Here is a 15596-nt window from a genome sequence, read left to right on the forward strand (position 1 = left end):
CCTTACAAACTATTTCTTTATGTATTCTGATGGAACACAACCTTTGATTAAGCATTCCCCATCTCTAATAGCATGATTCAAATCTTTATTTGCATCTCTTAATTTATCTCGATTTTTTTTACTAGGATTACGATCATATTTCGCCTGAGCTGCATCGACTTTAGATTGTAATTCCTTTCTAACTTCGGTATGTGTCACAATCTGACTACCAGAAATCTTACCTGCATCAATATCTTCCTGCAATCGCTTCGTATCAATCTTAATTTGCTCACCACCATAATTTTTAGAATCAATAGCTATTGCTGGATCACTTGTTGAAATGTATGGTGTATTCTCAGAATTACCACCTCTAATATGAGATTGAACAGATCCTGTTCCTTCAGGGTTTGCAGCAACCAAATCACCTTTGTCATTTATGTAAGCTTTTGGTTTACCTTTATAATTTTCTGTAGCAGAAAAATCATGATCATTACGAGTAACATAATCAGGAACAGTAGGTTTTACTGATATTTCATCACTATTTTTAGCTTTTCCTTTCCCTGAAATTAGTGTCTCAGCAGCTATACCAACAATAAAAGTAGCACCTAGCTTTGCATTTTGCAGTGATTCCGCATAATTAAGACTTCGTTGAAAATCATCATCGCTTAGTCCAAGCTGTTTCAACTCACTAATTTTTTCAGACCGACTCCAATCATCATATAGACCATCTGAAAGTCCGTAGAGTGATTTTACTAAATGATCTGATACCGCATTTGTAGCATAATCAATATATTCTCCACTAAATTGATTAACTATATATCCTGCTGTTGCTTTTACAGGCCCTCCTAACAACACGCTAGCAGCAAGTTGTATTTTTTCAATGTCAACACCACTATCTACAGAAATTTTTTCTATATTTTTACTAATTTCTGCTGCCGCATGTAAAAATTTAAAACCTAGTAAATCCGTTTCTTTTACAGCAAGAGAACTATCTGTATTTTCAGCTAATATACTAATTAAGGAGTTTGAGTTGACTATTGGTTGCTCTTTAGAGAGCTCAGAATTAAGAATCTGTTCAATGCCACTACCATTCTGACTCAAAATATCTAATTGTTCTTGGACAGCAGATAATTTTTGAATTGCATACCAATAATTATCTGTATCTATAATCTTTTCGACCTCTTTAATTTCAAGACCATTTTTCAATAGCTCCCCTGCAACTTGCTGCCCATATTCCTCTAAACCCTCAAAATCTGCTGGTAAACTATAAAGTTTTGCTTGTATATTATTTAAACTTTGTAAAGCCTTCTCTTTATATTCTCCCTCAGGCATTTGCTTCACAATATTTTCAGCACTTTGACGGAAATTTTCAGGTAATTCCTTCTGCTCTTGAATAATCTCCGCCCGTCCACTCTTACTCAGTAAACGCTGATCAACCGTCACAGAACCATCCAGCATGCCCGTCACTTGGTCACGAGTAATTTCTTGCGTATTATTAATGTCCCGATTGGTGCTGTCTGGGGCATTTGCAACAGTCCCTTGACCCATCGTTGCCTTAGTCAATTGTTCTGTTTCTTGTCCACTGCTGTTAAGGCCAATGGTGGTTGAACCGTTTGGATATTTGGATTTTTCTCCATCTTTGTTGTTCGTGGTTTTGCCTATCGTCGTTGATACATTAAAACCACTGCTACTGTTGTAGTTATGATCTTCTATGTCTTTCAGCGCAAGTTCGCCTGAATAGTTCAGCTTACCGTGATCCGTTAATGTGCCGTCTTCATTCTTCGTCGCATTGGCAATCACACCACCAATACTGGTAATATTTTTAACACCCATCGCATCTAGATCAGCATCGTTCTGCGCATTGCCAATCAGCAGCTTACTAGTGTCATTTACCCATGCACTGTCAATGCTGCCCTTACTTTGGTTATAGCCAGCGCTGATATTGCTGGCTTTACCGTTAGAACCAAAACCTAAGCCAATATTTCCGCCTTTGCTGCTATTACTGCTAGTCTCTGTATCCTGCAAGCTTTCTACATGGATCTGATTTACTTGTAGATTACCTCGGTCAGCGATAGAAACCTCACCGCCCTGAATATTCAGTTTGTCTATTGCACCTTCAGTACGATTCAGCACAACTTCACTATTTACGTGGGTGAGGCTTTCGTTTTGTGATTGGCTGGTTTGCTTGCCTATTGAAGCACTGCCGCCACCGCCATAGGTATAGCTCACACTTTGGCTATTGGTTTTACTATTGCTGTCCTGTTTACTATGCTCGACGCCTGCAGTCACATTGAGGTCTTTGCTGCCATCAAAGGTCGTGGTGCCTGTTGCATTCACTCGGCTGCCTTGGATATTGATGTCTTGGCCTTCTGATTTAAGCTGAAGGTTATTTAAATCTAAGTTGCTACCTTGCCATTGGCTTTGTTCTGTATTCGTGGTCGTCGTAGTTTCAATCCTTTCACCATTGGCACCAATAGTAAAGCCATAGGTTGCACTGCTTGCAGCCGCAGATGCGGCTGCTGCCCCTACAGCAATCTGTGCACTTGCCACATTGGCCGTTGCCATTGCGACATTGGCTTTGCTGTCATCTAAGGCTCCTTTGGTAATTCGACCCGCTGCATAGTCACGTTGTGCTTGGCTATAATCATCTTTAGCTTTAGATAAGGCTTTAGTTGCATCTGCAACAGCTTCTACCGCTAAGATTGCATCTAAATAGGCATTGCGAATGCCGACTTCTGTACTGATGGTTTCAGTATGAGTCTTTTCTTCTGTGGTGGTTTTATTTTCATAACCGCCTATGTTAAGATTTCCTCGACCATGATCAATGATCGTATCACCTGTCGCTGTGATATTTTGGCCGAGGATATCTACACCTTCTGCACCTTGAATTGTTAAATTTTCAGTATTGATATTGCCTGACTTATGCGTTGTGGCTGTAGTTTTAACGGTATTCTCTGCGTCTTCAAGTACAAAGCCGCCCACTCGAATGCTGTCTTTATTCAGCTTAACCCCAAGACCTTGTACCGTTTCTTTGCTGTTTGACGTAACAGTTTTGTGTTGTTCTTCTGCTGCATCGAGCGTGACTTTTTTGCCCGCTAAGACCGTGTTCTGTGCATCAATGTTGCTACTGGTCAGTGTCGTTTGACCTGCTGAACCCACATAGACATTATTGGCACCAAGATCGGTCCCTGTTTGTGTTCTTTGCTCAGTCCGTGTGCTCGATGATTCTCCGATCGTGATCTTCGGTGCTTTTAATCCCGGAGCTAAAGCCTCAATACCCGCTAAGCCAACAGCAGTCACTTTCATTAAGTCTTTGGCAATGCCACGATAACCTTTTTGGGTTTCATCCCATTGCTGATCATTGGTTTCTAATGTCGTCAGACTGACATTTTCGGGCAGGGCATTACCATCTTTGGATTTTAAACTGCCATCCGCTTGGCGTTCGAATTGTTTATTGCCAATATAAATATTGTCTTGAGCTTGTATATCATTGGCTTGCAGCTCGATATTTTTACCGGCATTGATATCAACATTTTTGCCAGCTTTGAGCTGTGTTTGTGCAACATCTTCGTCGATATATCCTGATTGACGGTTTTTAAATTGAATTGTATTTTTCTTGGCTGTTTCCGTGCTCTTTATATCAGTATCAATATCTGACAAAAGTTTTACATTGCCTTGGTTTGCCGTAATTTGAATGCTGTCTTTCGCACCAGCTTGCAGGTGCGTGGCTTGAATATCTCCTGTTTGGCTATTGATCAGGATATTGCCACCCGATTGGATGTCGGTTGCAATCGATTGACTGGTCGAAGATTGGATTTTTTTATCTGTTGTAGAGAAGCCACCTTTTTCTTGGGCTGCAAGCTGAGAACTGCGTTCATCTCGTCCATTTTCGATCAAGACATTTTGTCCAGCATCAATCACTACATTGCCCGACGTACTGTTCAAGGTGCTGGCTTTAATCTGAGTATTGGCACCACTTTGCAGGGAAATATTTCCTTTCGCCTGAATCTGCGTCCCTACATCTCGACTCGAAGCATTCAGAATCTGATCCTTGTCACCTGCTGAGCTTAAATCACTGCGACTGACATTCACCGTAGAAAGATTCAGGTCTTGTCCCGCTTGGATCGCAATGCTACCTTGGCTTTGTAGATCTGATGCAGTCAGATTGATATTATTCTTGGCATTGGCAACCAGCTGACCATCCGCATCTTGTACATACAGCCCAGCAACACGGCCAATGTTTTCAGCGCTAAATTCACTTAAACCGTGCTTATTTTCAGTTTTAATCGTCGTGGTGATGTTGTTAATGTCTCGGCCCGCATCAAGGGCAAGGATTTGATTGGCGGTCATTGTCCCACCAATATTATTGATATCGGTGTGTGCTGTCGCAAAGACATCTCGACCTTGTATTAAGCCACCCACGTTATTAATGTTATTGGCTTCAAGACTCACCAATTGGCGTCCAGCAATACTGCCTTGGTTGTTTAAATCCCCACTCAGTTTTAAATTGACCGTCTCGCCTGCAATCAAGGCACCTTTGTTGTTTAAGTCCCCCGACTGTACCGCAACATACACTTTCGGTACCAAGACTTGGATTTTTTCGCCATCAACGGTAATGGTTTCTGTCACCAGCCACACCATATCACTGGTCAATCGAGCAATCTGTGCTTCTGAGAGCTTCACTCCAACACTTAAATTAAGATCTTTGGCAGCACTTACCCCAGAATCCATCAAGGCTTTGAATTGATCCTCGAAGTTCGTATAACCATCTAAATAAACTTGACCCGTCAGTTGTGCAATTTGGTCATTGACCAGTTTTTGCTCGTAATAACCATCCCCTAAACGTTTTTGCATATTTTGTGGGTTGGTCGTGAACATTTGCAGCATGTAATCACTGCCTAACCAATTTTTATAATTGGTAAAGGCATCGCTGCTTTCAATCAAAGGGCGGTTATTATTTTCTTTATTAACGCTGTATAAGGATTGCAGCGGTAAGCTGAGTTCTGAGGTATCACCATTTAATGTGCCTTGGTGAGCACCATCATATTTCACCACATCAAGTTTTATTGGCGTTACGATATCAGCTGGATTATAGGGTTTAACACTGTTCCACTTACTTCGTTTACTTGTACCTAATGTATTCCAACCTACATAGTGATACTGTGATGTCCCCGTTTTAATCACACGATGCTCACCCTCAGCATCAATATTATTCACTTCATTTTGTTCAATATTAATGCCTTTCGTCGCTAGAATTTGGCTCTTGTCATTGGTCAGGCTTTGGCCTTTTAGCGTCAGTGTGCCACCTGAAATAATCTCCGCTGGTGCACTGGAATCCACATAGTGTTGGGTTTCGTACTGGTTGTAGATATATCGGGTATAGTCTTCATATTTTTGACCATCCAGATAAATGCTGTCATAACTGCCACGACCTGTAATATGCGATGAATCAAGAATTTCAGCGCTTCCAGCACCTTGATAAGCGGTCACATCTTTGCGGGTTTCTGGTATTTCTTTGACACTTGAACTGAAATGCAAATTTCGGTTGGTCAAAATATCCACGCCTAAGTACATATCACCCACGGATTGAATACGTGCACTGGCATTGTCTAATAATGCGGCAGAGCCTTCTGCCATATGGTTTGCATTGAGTTGTCCACCAACAGTCAGCGCACCTTCGCTGGCAATTAAGGCTTGTTCTCGGTTTTCAATTTTTCCGCCTGCAATATCTAAGCGTTGACGTGCCGCAATCGTGCCTGCTTTGACATCGCCATTGGTTTGCTGTTCTGCATTGAGAAGATGCGCGGCTTGCAGGGCAATATGGTCACCATAGATTTGACCTGTACCCACGTTTTGGATGCCTTGACTGGCATCAATACGAGTTAAACCTTGGCTATTAATGAGGCCGGTATTGTTGACGTTTTCAGCCTGAATGCGTTGATCGCCTAGACTTAATATCTTGCCATTATTGTTTAAATCTTTTGCTTGAAGATTTAAACTCGCTGGGGTGCTATCGACTTTATTTTCTGCAACTACTGCACCGCTATTTTGCAGCTCGCCATTGGCACTGATTTTAATATGCCCGGCTGAAGCAAACACTTGCCCTGCATTGTTAATCCCAACCCCTTGTTCGGTACTGATTAAACTGATTTTGCCCGCATACATTCCGCCTAAGTGACTGGTATCAATGGCAAACTGTGGCACAGTGCCTGCCAACCCCGAAGCCGCCTGTATCGCACCAGCCTGCGGATTAACTTCAATATCATTTTGTCCAGCAACCACCGTCAATTCTTTAGCCCAAATCCCCGCATTGATCTGTGCAGCACGGCTGAGTAACTGGGTATAGTCGGCTTTACTGGCATCCAAGCCCTGACCTGTGATGTTAATCACCCCGTCACGGACTTGATAACCTGTCACTTGTCCATTTTGAATATTCGGATTGGCGGTACTTAAAGTCACCCCACCTGCATTGATAAAACCGCCACCATCGACATTAATCCCAGCTTGGTTGGCAATGATCACATCTGCTTTACGTCCACCGACCTCTACATAGCCATTTAAGTGACTTGGATTGCTGCCGTTCACCTGATTAACAATGACTTTGGCTTCACCGCCTGCAAGCCACGGATTGGCTTGGATATAACCCCCAAGCTGCGTTTGAGTATTTTGGCGGCTGTTATTTAAAATGACACCGTTCTGATTCACATCAAATTGCTGGTAGTGATTCACCGATACCCCAGCTTTGCTTGGGGTTTGAATATTCACCTGCGTTGTGCCATTGGCACTGTTCAATATCGTTGGACGCTGATTGCCTGCCGCATTCGAGTCTGCAACAACATTGCTGTGCGATACACCAATAGATGCATTGATCAGGGCAGTGCCTGTAATCAGCATCAATGAAAATGAAAGAACTTTTAAAGCTAAACTTTTTTCAGAAGCAACGACTGGTGTTTCAAGATCAACCGCTTTATTATTCTGTGTTGAGGCTTGTCCTGCAGCTGCGACATTTTCTGCAACAGCAATCATTTCACCACGGGTTTGACTAAAAATCGTTTTATAGCAGTTCTTATTCATTTTTCAATTACCAATGTGTCTTTATTTGGGAGATTTTTTCGCTTTAATACTACGAGCTCATTTTTTAGTTTGTACTTTTCTTTAGATCAGAATGAATAACTGGCACTAAAACCATAATTCAAATCATAATTTTGGAAATATTCAGGCTTCTTGATTGGTTTACCGATAAATATATCGTAGTAAAAAGTGCCACCCACCTTAAATTGACCACGTAGCCCCATCGCACCACCCACAAGGGTTTTACCTAAAAGCCATTGGGCAGATTGACCATCAACATGCCCAGCATCCAAGGCCATATAGAATTGATGTGCGGGAAAAATAGACATGGCTAAATCATTGCGCCAGTAGAAGCCACGGTCTGCTGCTAGGGTTAGGTCACCATCAAAACCGCGTACTGTATACCTTCCACCAATGGAAAGCCGGTCTTGGATGGTCAGCGGGGTGTCATTGTATTGCGCTCTAAAGGCACTTGAGTAGCTATATTGCTGGTTCTCAAATTGGAACGGAACATTCAGATTGGCATCTAGCGTCCAGATCTTCATCCGTGATGTACCTTCGTTCAGCGCTTCCTCAACTGCTGGTAATGAATCGAATGCACCTGTGCCTCACTTATACCCTAGACTCAAATCCAGCACTGCAAATTGAATATATTCACGATGATCAAGGTTTAACTGCCAACCCGCAACATCTCTGCGCTGTATGGTCAGTTCGGCATCATCAATATAGCTTTTAGATTCTCGATGCCAGCCTTTCAAGGTCGCTGAGGTTTTACGCTTGGCATCCCGATAAAGCAATCGGGTCAAGCCTAAGTCTTGAGTCTGACTTTCTCCATTATAGTTATAGACATTATTGGTGCCTGCAACAGCTTGGTCATAATTGTATCGACTCGCATTGGCGCTGATCAGCCAGTTTTTATAAGGGACTGAATAATGAAGGGCATAGTTATGGGTTCCGCTCTTCACAGTGGTTCCATTTTGATCCGTAATCTCTTGCTGATCTGCTAAGTTACGGCCCATGGTGACGTAAAATAAGTCACTTCTAAATAAAGGGTTATCGACTGAAACGGTGATGTTACCTTGGTATTTACCGGTTTGACGACTACCGGCATCATCAGCACTTAAGGTCACGCGAATTGGAATTTTTCGCTGTTTCCATTTGACGATAACATCACTTTGATTGGGCGCATCTGCAGGAATAATTTGAATATCAGCTTCCGCTGTAGGCAGTCTTTTTAAGTTTTCTAAGCCTTGCTCTAAGTCACGTAAATTGAGAATATCGCCACTCTTCATTGGAAAGATATTTTTGGCATATTGAATTCGGCCTGCTCGGGTATTTTCCTCATCACTTAAATCGAGTTTGATTTCTCGAACTAATCCCGGAATGACGGTGAGTTTTAATACGCCTGTACTTAAGTTTTGAGGTGCAGCCAATATTCGTGTCGTAGTAAAGCCTCGGCCAATGATGATGTTCTGCGTTTGCGTCATCAACAGATTAATTCGCTGCTCACCCATGCATAAACCTGGAGTAAAACTTAAATCTTTTAACGCTTGTTGCACATATTGATCAAAATGCTTACTCATTTCGCCATCAAGTTCAACTGTCTTGATTTCAAAACAATTCTGATCTTCAAGGTCGGTAAGTTGTACAGCTTCTTTTTTTTGGATGACATCTAAATTAACATCACGTTCTGGTTGTATAATTTTTTCTAGTTCTGCTTGGCGCTGCTGGTTTCGAATCAAACCATCTATCGCTGGATCAAATGTTTCTGCAAATGCAAAAGGAGTAACAACAAAACCACCCAAAGTAAGCAAAATACTTTTTAATACTATATTTTTTTTGAACATAAATTTATTGCATGTTAAATTTTGCGCAGAAATTAACAAATAATGACCAAATATTCAATGGTATTTTATTTTTCAATTTCTCCCATTAGATTGTACCCCTCAATAGACACTTAACTTTCATTCTGCAGGACACCTTCACTTGCCACATGTGTCGTTGATAGCCAATCTGACCATTGTTCTTGATATAACTGTACCATATGAGCACTTGGCTGTTTTTTCGTAAGCGTCCGCTGAACACACCTTATGAATTCATCCTATAAGCCTTAATTTAGTCCCCACTTAAAAACAAGTGGGGACTTAAATTTATGACGACAAATAATCAGACATCCATCGCATCTCTAGCGAAAAAACGAAGAACATACAGTGCTGAATTTAAACAGCAGATCGTTCAGGCTTGTAAAGCACCTGACGTTTCAATTGCTTCGGTCGCTTTGCAACATGGATTGAATGCAAATCTTGTATCCAAATGGATTCGCTTATTTGATGGTAAACCAAAGAATGATCGCTCACCACCACCGAATAAACCTGCATTTATTGCCTTATCCTGCTCTGCACCATTAGATCCTATTTCTACTAATATGTTAACGGTTCAAATTGCTTTACCTCACTCAAAAGCAGAAATTGGCTTTGTGATACGGGTCTGATTTTTCTTGATAAGCTGTGGCTCAAATTTACCCTCACGATCTCTAGGGGTATCTAGTTCAAACTCACCATCATCAGTCAGTAGACGCTTCGTTGTGTAACCATTGCGAGCATTTTTACCTGTTCGTGGACTATTCTTTTCGTAACCTAAATGGTCGGTGAGTTCCGCATTAAGGGCAGTTTCAACAGTCAATTTCTTTAAAGCCCGACTAAAATTATTGAGATCGAGTTCGGTTTTTAGGTTCTTGGCTAACTCTTTAGCGAGTGCCAACATTGCTTCATCTTTCATGGTAAACACCTTTTGTTTGACCCCAACAACGTTGGGGGAGTTTAAGCGTTTACATAGTTTTATTTACAGTCTCAACAAATCCGAAAACAAGGCATCACCATTGCTCATCTAAGGAGTAGACCCAGATACGATATTAGGCATATTTAGGTTTTTTGTCGTGTACAGAGTCAAAAAAGATAGAATCTGGATTTTTATTACATTTACTATCCGTATACTTCAACAGCAGCTTTGAATGTTTCACTTAACCTTAAACTTTTTTTAAAATTAAATATATTTACATATACGTTCTAAAATTTGATATAATTTATTAAAACTTTAGATTCCAAGTGTAAATAATGAGAAGCGCTAATATTCGACGTGATGGCTACTTAAAATTTCTGAATACATGGCAAGACCGTGATGTCATTAAAGTACTTTCAGGTGTGCGTCGCTCTGGAAAATCCACCTTATTGGCAATGTTTCAACAAATCCTAAAAGCACAGGGTGTACAAGCCGAAAACATCATTGCCATCAACTTCGAATTTATGGAATTTGAAGAACTCACCGATTACCGTAAACTACATGATTATGTATTGTCCAAAGTTGATAAAAGTAAAAAAAACTATGTTTTCTTAGATGAAATACAACATGTTACAAATTTTGAGAAAGTAGTCGACTCTTTATATGTTCGGGATTATATCGATTTATATATTACAGGCTCAAATGCATTCTTTCTAAGTGGAGAACTTGCGACTTTACTTACAGGACGCTATATCGAGCAACATGTTCTACCTCTGTCATTCCAAGAATTTAAACAGTGGCATATTGAAAATAATCCGATCATCCAACAATTATCAAATCGTGATTTGTATGCCATGTATACGCGCAGTAGTTTCCCTTATACGCTTGCCATGACTAGCCAGCAGGAAACTTATGATTACTTGCAAGCAGTCTATGCCAGTGTAATGTTTAAAGATGTTATTCCCCGTTTGAATACTGCCGATATTAACTCTCTCGAGCGTGTCGCAAGATATTTGGCAAGCGTGACAGGCTCACCTATTTCCATCAATAAAATTAAAAATACCTTTGTTTCAAGTGGGGTTAAAATTTCATTTGAAACAGTAAAACGCTATATTCAGGGCTTACAGGACAGTTTGTTATTTTATAGTGCCGCACAATTTAAAGTACGCGGGCGTGAGTTATTACAATCCTCTGAAAAATACTATTTAGTTGATGTCGGATTGCGCCGGATTATGTTGCCTGATGCTAATGCTGATCAAGGTCATATCTTAGAAAATGTGATTTATCTTGAGCTTGTCAGACGAGGTTATACGGTCTATGTAGGGCGGGTTGATGAATATGAAATTGATTTTGTTGCTGTCGATACTTTACAGAATTTAACTTATTATCAGGTGGCATTAGAAACGCTCAATGAGGAGACACTCAGCCGAGAGTTACGTCCATTACAGAAAATTTCTGATTCGTATCCCAAGTATTTGCTTACCTTAGACACGATAGGGACTGAAGCGAATTATAATGGTATTGTAAAAATGAGTGCTCTCGATTGGTTGCTATCTGAAAATAAGTAAAGTTGAGGGTAGACATGGATACACTTATTTATTAATTAAAACTCAAAGACTTTTCAGCATTAACCAAGAGTGTGATCAAGCATAATTTCTGCTCCATTTGTGATGGATTGATTTACCTCGACTCGATTTCTATCTGATTAAGATGTATGGTCCGCTTGCATCATGTGAGGACAGGAAAAGGCGAAACGGCTACTTTTTGCATGTGATTAGATAGTTACGGCTGTTATAATCCGTTACTTAACGGGGGATTAATATGTTTAAAAATTTATTACTGAGTTTATTTGTGGCTGTTCCACGGCTTTGTTGCATAAAGATTTTGTAAGCTTCTGATTTAAATAGGTTTGTATGAATTTCAACCTAAAAATTAATGAACAAAATCAGTTGGTTATGTATTTATGCAACAAAGCCTATGTTAGAATATTTTTTTATCGATAGTCCAACATTAAAATTTCGTCTATCTGCGGGCTCAAAGAAACGATTATTACTATCATTGACAATCACGGAACCCACATAGTTTCGATCTAATAAATTATCTAGTCGTGCATAAGTATTTACTTTCCAGTCTTTATTGACCCACAAATAGCCAACATTTGCCGCAACGACCGTATAACTTGGTGCAGTATCAGAGTTGATATCATCGACATAAATCTTGTCCATATAACGTGCTTCTAAGCCTGCCTGAAATCCCTGCTCAGGTTGCCATGCCAAGCCTACAAAAGCTTGATTCTTGGCAATACCTGGAATATATGTTCCTTTTTGTATCAGCGGTTTGGTTGTGGTCGCTGGAATATCAGCATCAAAAGTCGCATCTAAATAACTATAACTGGTTCGAATATTGAGTGCTTGCCAGAGCTGTTTTTGCCACGATAACTCTAAGCCTTCACGTAAGGTTTTTTCTGCATTACGAAATGTGCTTCGCCCGCCATTGGCATCGTCAGGCACAATGTCATTTTTAGTTTCAGTATGAAATACAGCAAAAGTAAATAACCCTAAGGTATTCTGCGATTTTAAGCCAAGTTCTACGGTATCACTGGTCGCAGGTTTTAAATTAAAGTTAATGCCTGAAGTCCCTACTGTAAGATAGGCCATCTCGGTAAAGGTTGGTGTTTCGAAGCCTTTGCCATAGCTAGCATAAGTATAAAGCTCAGGTAATATATCCCAGCCTAAAGCGACAGTTGGAAGTAACTTTTGATAATCTGTTGAACCACTGTCATCACCATTGCCTGTGGTTTAGTCATGGTGCTGAAGCTATTTCTGATGTCTTAATTCTATTACCTGCAACACAGTACATTTAAGTTGATGATGCTACTAGCAATGTTTTAACTATTGGAAAATATTACAGTAATTTAAATTATTTGGGGGAATTTTCAATAAACATAAATTTCGACACGTCACATTGTGTCGTTAGTAAGTAGGATGATTCAATCACTTCAAACTTAGCATTGGTATAACCCTGCCCTATGAGACAGCTTCATAATAAGGCTGCTTATATCTAGAATACTGTGGCAGTTTAAAGTTTTATTTTAATTTTACCTCAAACCACATTTGATAAATAATGAAGAAAACCTAGATATAACCCCCACAAACTACTGATATTTTTAATTTGCTAAAATTTTACATTGATCATATTTCATTCATGTAATTGTCATTTTTGCTTCTTATGATGAAGCTTTTTAAACATGATGCTTCAAAAAAATGAAAAAAAAACCACTAACCTTAGCTTTATTAGCTTCGACAATTTTATTAACCGCATGTACTGATGATGGGGACAATGGTCAAAATGGATTGAATAGTTTGATTCAACAGACGCCTTTAGTACTTGGAAATGATGATTGCTGGAGTGCTGGAACACGTATTGAAAGTGGTTTGGATAAAAATCAAAATGGTGAGTTGGATGCGAATGAAATCCAGCAAAGCTCCATCCAGTGTGGTCCAAACTTATTTGCCCAAGGGGTTGCATTGCCTTACCAAAACTTAACAAGCTTTAAGGCGAATGGAACAACTATTGCGAGTGCATTTACACTTCGACAGGGTGGCTTTGGCTCTGATGTTGCTGCCCATCCTACGAACAATAAACAATTTTACGCAATCACAGATCGTGGCCCAAATGCTGACTATAATGATGGCGTGAATGGTGCTGGTAAGATTTTTCCAATGCCAGACTATATACCTAAAATTGGGTTGTTTGAGGTACAAGATGATGGCTCAATCAAACTCATCAAAACGATTTTATTAAAAGATCGTGATGGAAATAATATTAGTGGATTACCGAATACTGCTGCACTAGGTGGTACAGGCGAAACACCTTACGATATTCATGGCAAGGTCATCGCTAAAGATCCATCAAAGCCTTATGACCCAATAACGAACCCTATCAAACTTGATGATTACGGTCTCGATTCTGAAGGTTTGGCAGCATTGAATGATGGTACATTCTGGGTGAGTGATGAATATGGTCCTCACATTGTGCACTATGATGCCAATGGAAAAGAAATTGGTCGTATTAATCCTTTTGTAAATGATGTGCGCAATACCTTCACTTTACCGCAAGAATTTAGTTATCGTCGTGCCAACCGTGGTATGGAAGGTTTAACTATTACACCTGACCAAAAAACATTGGTTGGGATTATGCAATCGACAATGGACTTACCGACTAAAGCTGTTAATAAATCAACCTTAACACGTATTGTGACGATCAATCTTGAAACAGGAAAAGTTGCTCAGTATCTCTATCGTCAAGAAATTGATGCTAACTCAAACTCAGCTATTATTGCGATTAATGATCATGAGTTTTTAGTACTGGAACGTGATGGCAAATTCCTTAAAGACGATCCGAATATCATGAAACATGTTTATCGTATTGATCTGAAGGATGCTACCAATTTGGAGGATATCGCAACTCAGGGCGATCTAGTGCAAGATCCTAAACTTGGTTTAACGATTGCAGGTAAAACCCTCGAGCAATATTTCATCAATAACGATAAAAAATGGGAAGCATTACAAGCACTAAATATTCAGCCAGTAAGTAAAACATTGGTATTGGATATGGGTAAACGTGTAAGTTATGCGCATGACAAAATGGAAGGTCTATGGTTGATTAACCGACAAACTCTTGGCATTGTGAATGATGATGACATGGGTCTTTGGACAACCAATGGTTTAGAGCAAAAGTATTTGGATAATGTGGGCATGCGTGTCGATACACCTACCTTATATATTGCCGATAAGTTAAATCTTTTCAACCCATAACAATGAATGAAGCCCAAAAGCTAAAACTTTTGGGCTTTTTAAATTCAACTTTTGTCTAGAGAGAAAAATGAGAATAACTCAATCGGCTTTGATAACTTTCTTGGCAATTACAGTGCTACCATCGCTGAGCTATGCATCTCCCAAAGTCACATCTCGCGAATACAAAGTACTATTAGATCCCATAAATTTTAATTATGGAAATGAAGCAAGCAGCATAAATAGCTATTTTTCAGCGGTGAAAAATGCGATTGAAAATAAAATCAGTCGTGACGTAACTGGTGCTATGATCTTTGATACACAAAGAGAAATCCGCTTTTACGATACTCAAGGAAGCTGTACTTTAAAAAATATGGGATACAGCTTCAGAGAGCGTAATGAAAATGGTACAAAAGAAGTAACTTTAATGTATCGTGGATATGACCATTATATTGCTGACTTCAAAGATTTGACTAGCAATGTATCAGGCGCAAAAACTAAGCTAGAAGATGACATTACTCGTAAAGATAACTTGAGTTTCCTTGTAGTTGCAAGCAAGTCAACAACCGTACCAACCTCGCGAACCATTAACGATTTTGAGGATATCAATATTCTATTTACTGGCTTCAAAAATGACTATAATTTTAATAATAGTCTAGCCCTGAATCAAGTTGGTGGTCTAACTATCTATGAACGAAAATATAGTGGTGCAACGATTGATTTAGGTGAATTCGATGCAGATTTAGAGTTAAGTTTATGGTATACCCTATTGCCTTACGGTAGTCTAAAACCTGTTTTAGCAGAAATTTCGTTTAAATATTCAGATCCCAATGCGAATTTCACAAGAAAAGTAGTTGATCGTGCTGCTTTAAGCTTCAGTGCTTTAAAAGGTTTAACCCAATATAATGCACCAACTTCGACAGCAACAAAGACTCAGTTTGTGTACCAATATCAATCAAATTTCTGCAATTAGCC

5 protein-coding genes and 4 pseudogenes are annotated in these 15596 nt (G+C 39.7%); 5 read left to right on the forward strand and 4 right to left on the reverse strand.

Features of this window, described 5'->3' with window-relative positions; all coding sequences use genetic code 11:
* Positions 1-9: 9 nt before the first annotated feature.
* Both FTU35_RS08350 and FTU35_RS08360 read right to left on the reverse strand, forming a co-directional pair.
* Complete coding sequence (locus tag FTU35_RS08350; protein WP_179990510.1) at positions 10-7053, reverse strand: hemagglutinin repeat-containing protein; 7044 nt, start codon at positions 7051-7053, stop codon at positions 10-12.
* An 86-nt stretch (positions 7054-7139) separates the two neighbouring features.
* Positions 7140-8897 (reverse strand): annotated as a pseudogene (locus FTU35_RS08360) (ShlB/FhaC/HecB family hemolysin secretion/activation protein).
* Positions 8898-9202: 305 nt separating this feature from the next.
* Here FTU35_RS08360 and FTU35_RS08365 point away from each other — a divergent pair.
* Entirely contained in the window at positions 9203-9541 is a 339-nt protein-coding gene (locus FTU35_RS08365; RefSeq protein WP_154320127.1) for a transposase, read from the forward strand.
* Here FTU35_RS08365 and FTU35_RS08370 read toward each other — a convergent pair.
* Positions 9526-9828 (reverse strand): annotated as a pseudogene (locus tag FTU35_RS08370) (transposase); the annotation flags it as partial. The gene FTU35_RS08365 and the pseudogene FTU35_RS08370 sit on opposite strands and share 16 nt — an antisense overlap.
* A gap of 335 nt (positions 9829-10163) precedes the next feature.
* Here FTU35_RS08370 and FTU35_RS08375 point away from each other — a divergent pair.
* The gene (locus FTU35_RS08375) at positions 10164-11396 is read left to right on the forward strand and encodes an ATP-binding protein (RefSeq protein WP_094069408.1); all 1233 of its coding nucleotides are present in this window, start codon (positions 10164-10166) and stop codon (positions 11394-11396) included.
* Between the two features lie 38 nt (positions 11397-11434).
* Positions 11435-11521 (forward strand): annotated as a pseudogene (locus FTU35_RS13535) (HNH endonuclease); the annotation flags it as partial.
* 268 nt (positions 11522-11789) lie between these two features.
* On the opposite strand, the pseudogene FTU35_RS08380 reads toward FTU35_RS13535, so the two are convergent.
* A pseudogene (locus tag FTU35_RS08380) lies at positions 11790-12617 on the reverse strand (TonB-dependent receptor domain-containing protein); the annotation flags it as partial.
* A 474-nt stretch (positions 12618-13091) separates the two neighbouring features.
* Between FTU35_RS08380 and FTU35_RS08385 the strand changes: the two are divergent.
* Positions 13092-14645, forward strand: coding sequence for an esterase-like activity of phytase family protein (locus tag FTU35_RS08385; protein WP_167846514.1), 1554 nt, complete (start codon positions 13092-13094; stop codon positions 14643-14645).
* Positions 14646-14712: 67 nt separating this feature from the next.
* Positions 14713-15594 carry a hypothetical protein gene (locus FTU35_RS08390; RefSeq protein ID WP_180064680.1) on the forward strand — a complete coding sequence of 294 codons (882 nt, stop codon included), beginning with the start codon at positions 14713-14715 and terminating at the stop codon, positions 15592-15594.
* Positions 15595-15596: the final 2 nt, after the last annotated feature.

It is taken from the genome of Acinetobacter sp. YH12095, assembly GCF_013419245.1.
In the GTDB taxonomy this organism is placed as follows: domain Bacteria; phylum Pseudomonadota; class Gammaproteobacteria; order Pseudomonadales; family Moraxellaceae; genus Acinetobacter; species Acinetobacter towneri.

Bases quoted from the DNA above. Each gene is read 5' to 3' on its own strand.
- FTU35_RS08350 (WP_179990510.1), bottom strand. From the start codon at position 7,053: ATGAATAAGAACTGCTATAAAACGATTTTTAGTCAAACCCGTGGTGAA.
- FTU35_RS08365 (WP_154320127.1), top strand. From the start codon at position 9,203: ATGACGACAAATAATCAGACATCCATCGCATCTCTAGCGAAAAAACGA.
- FTU35_RS08375 (WP_094069408.1), top strand. From the start codon at position 10,164: ATGAGAAGCGCTAATATTCGACGTGATGGCTACTTAAAATTTCTGAAT.
- FTU35_RS08385 (WP_167846514.1), top strand. From the start codon at position 13,092: ATGAAAAAAAAACCACTAACCTTAGCTTTATTAGCTTCGACAATTTTA.
- FTU35_RS08390 (WP_180064680.1), top strand. From the start codon at position 14,713: ATGAGAATAACTCAATCGGCTTTGATAACTTTCTTGGCAATTACAGTG.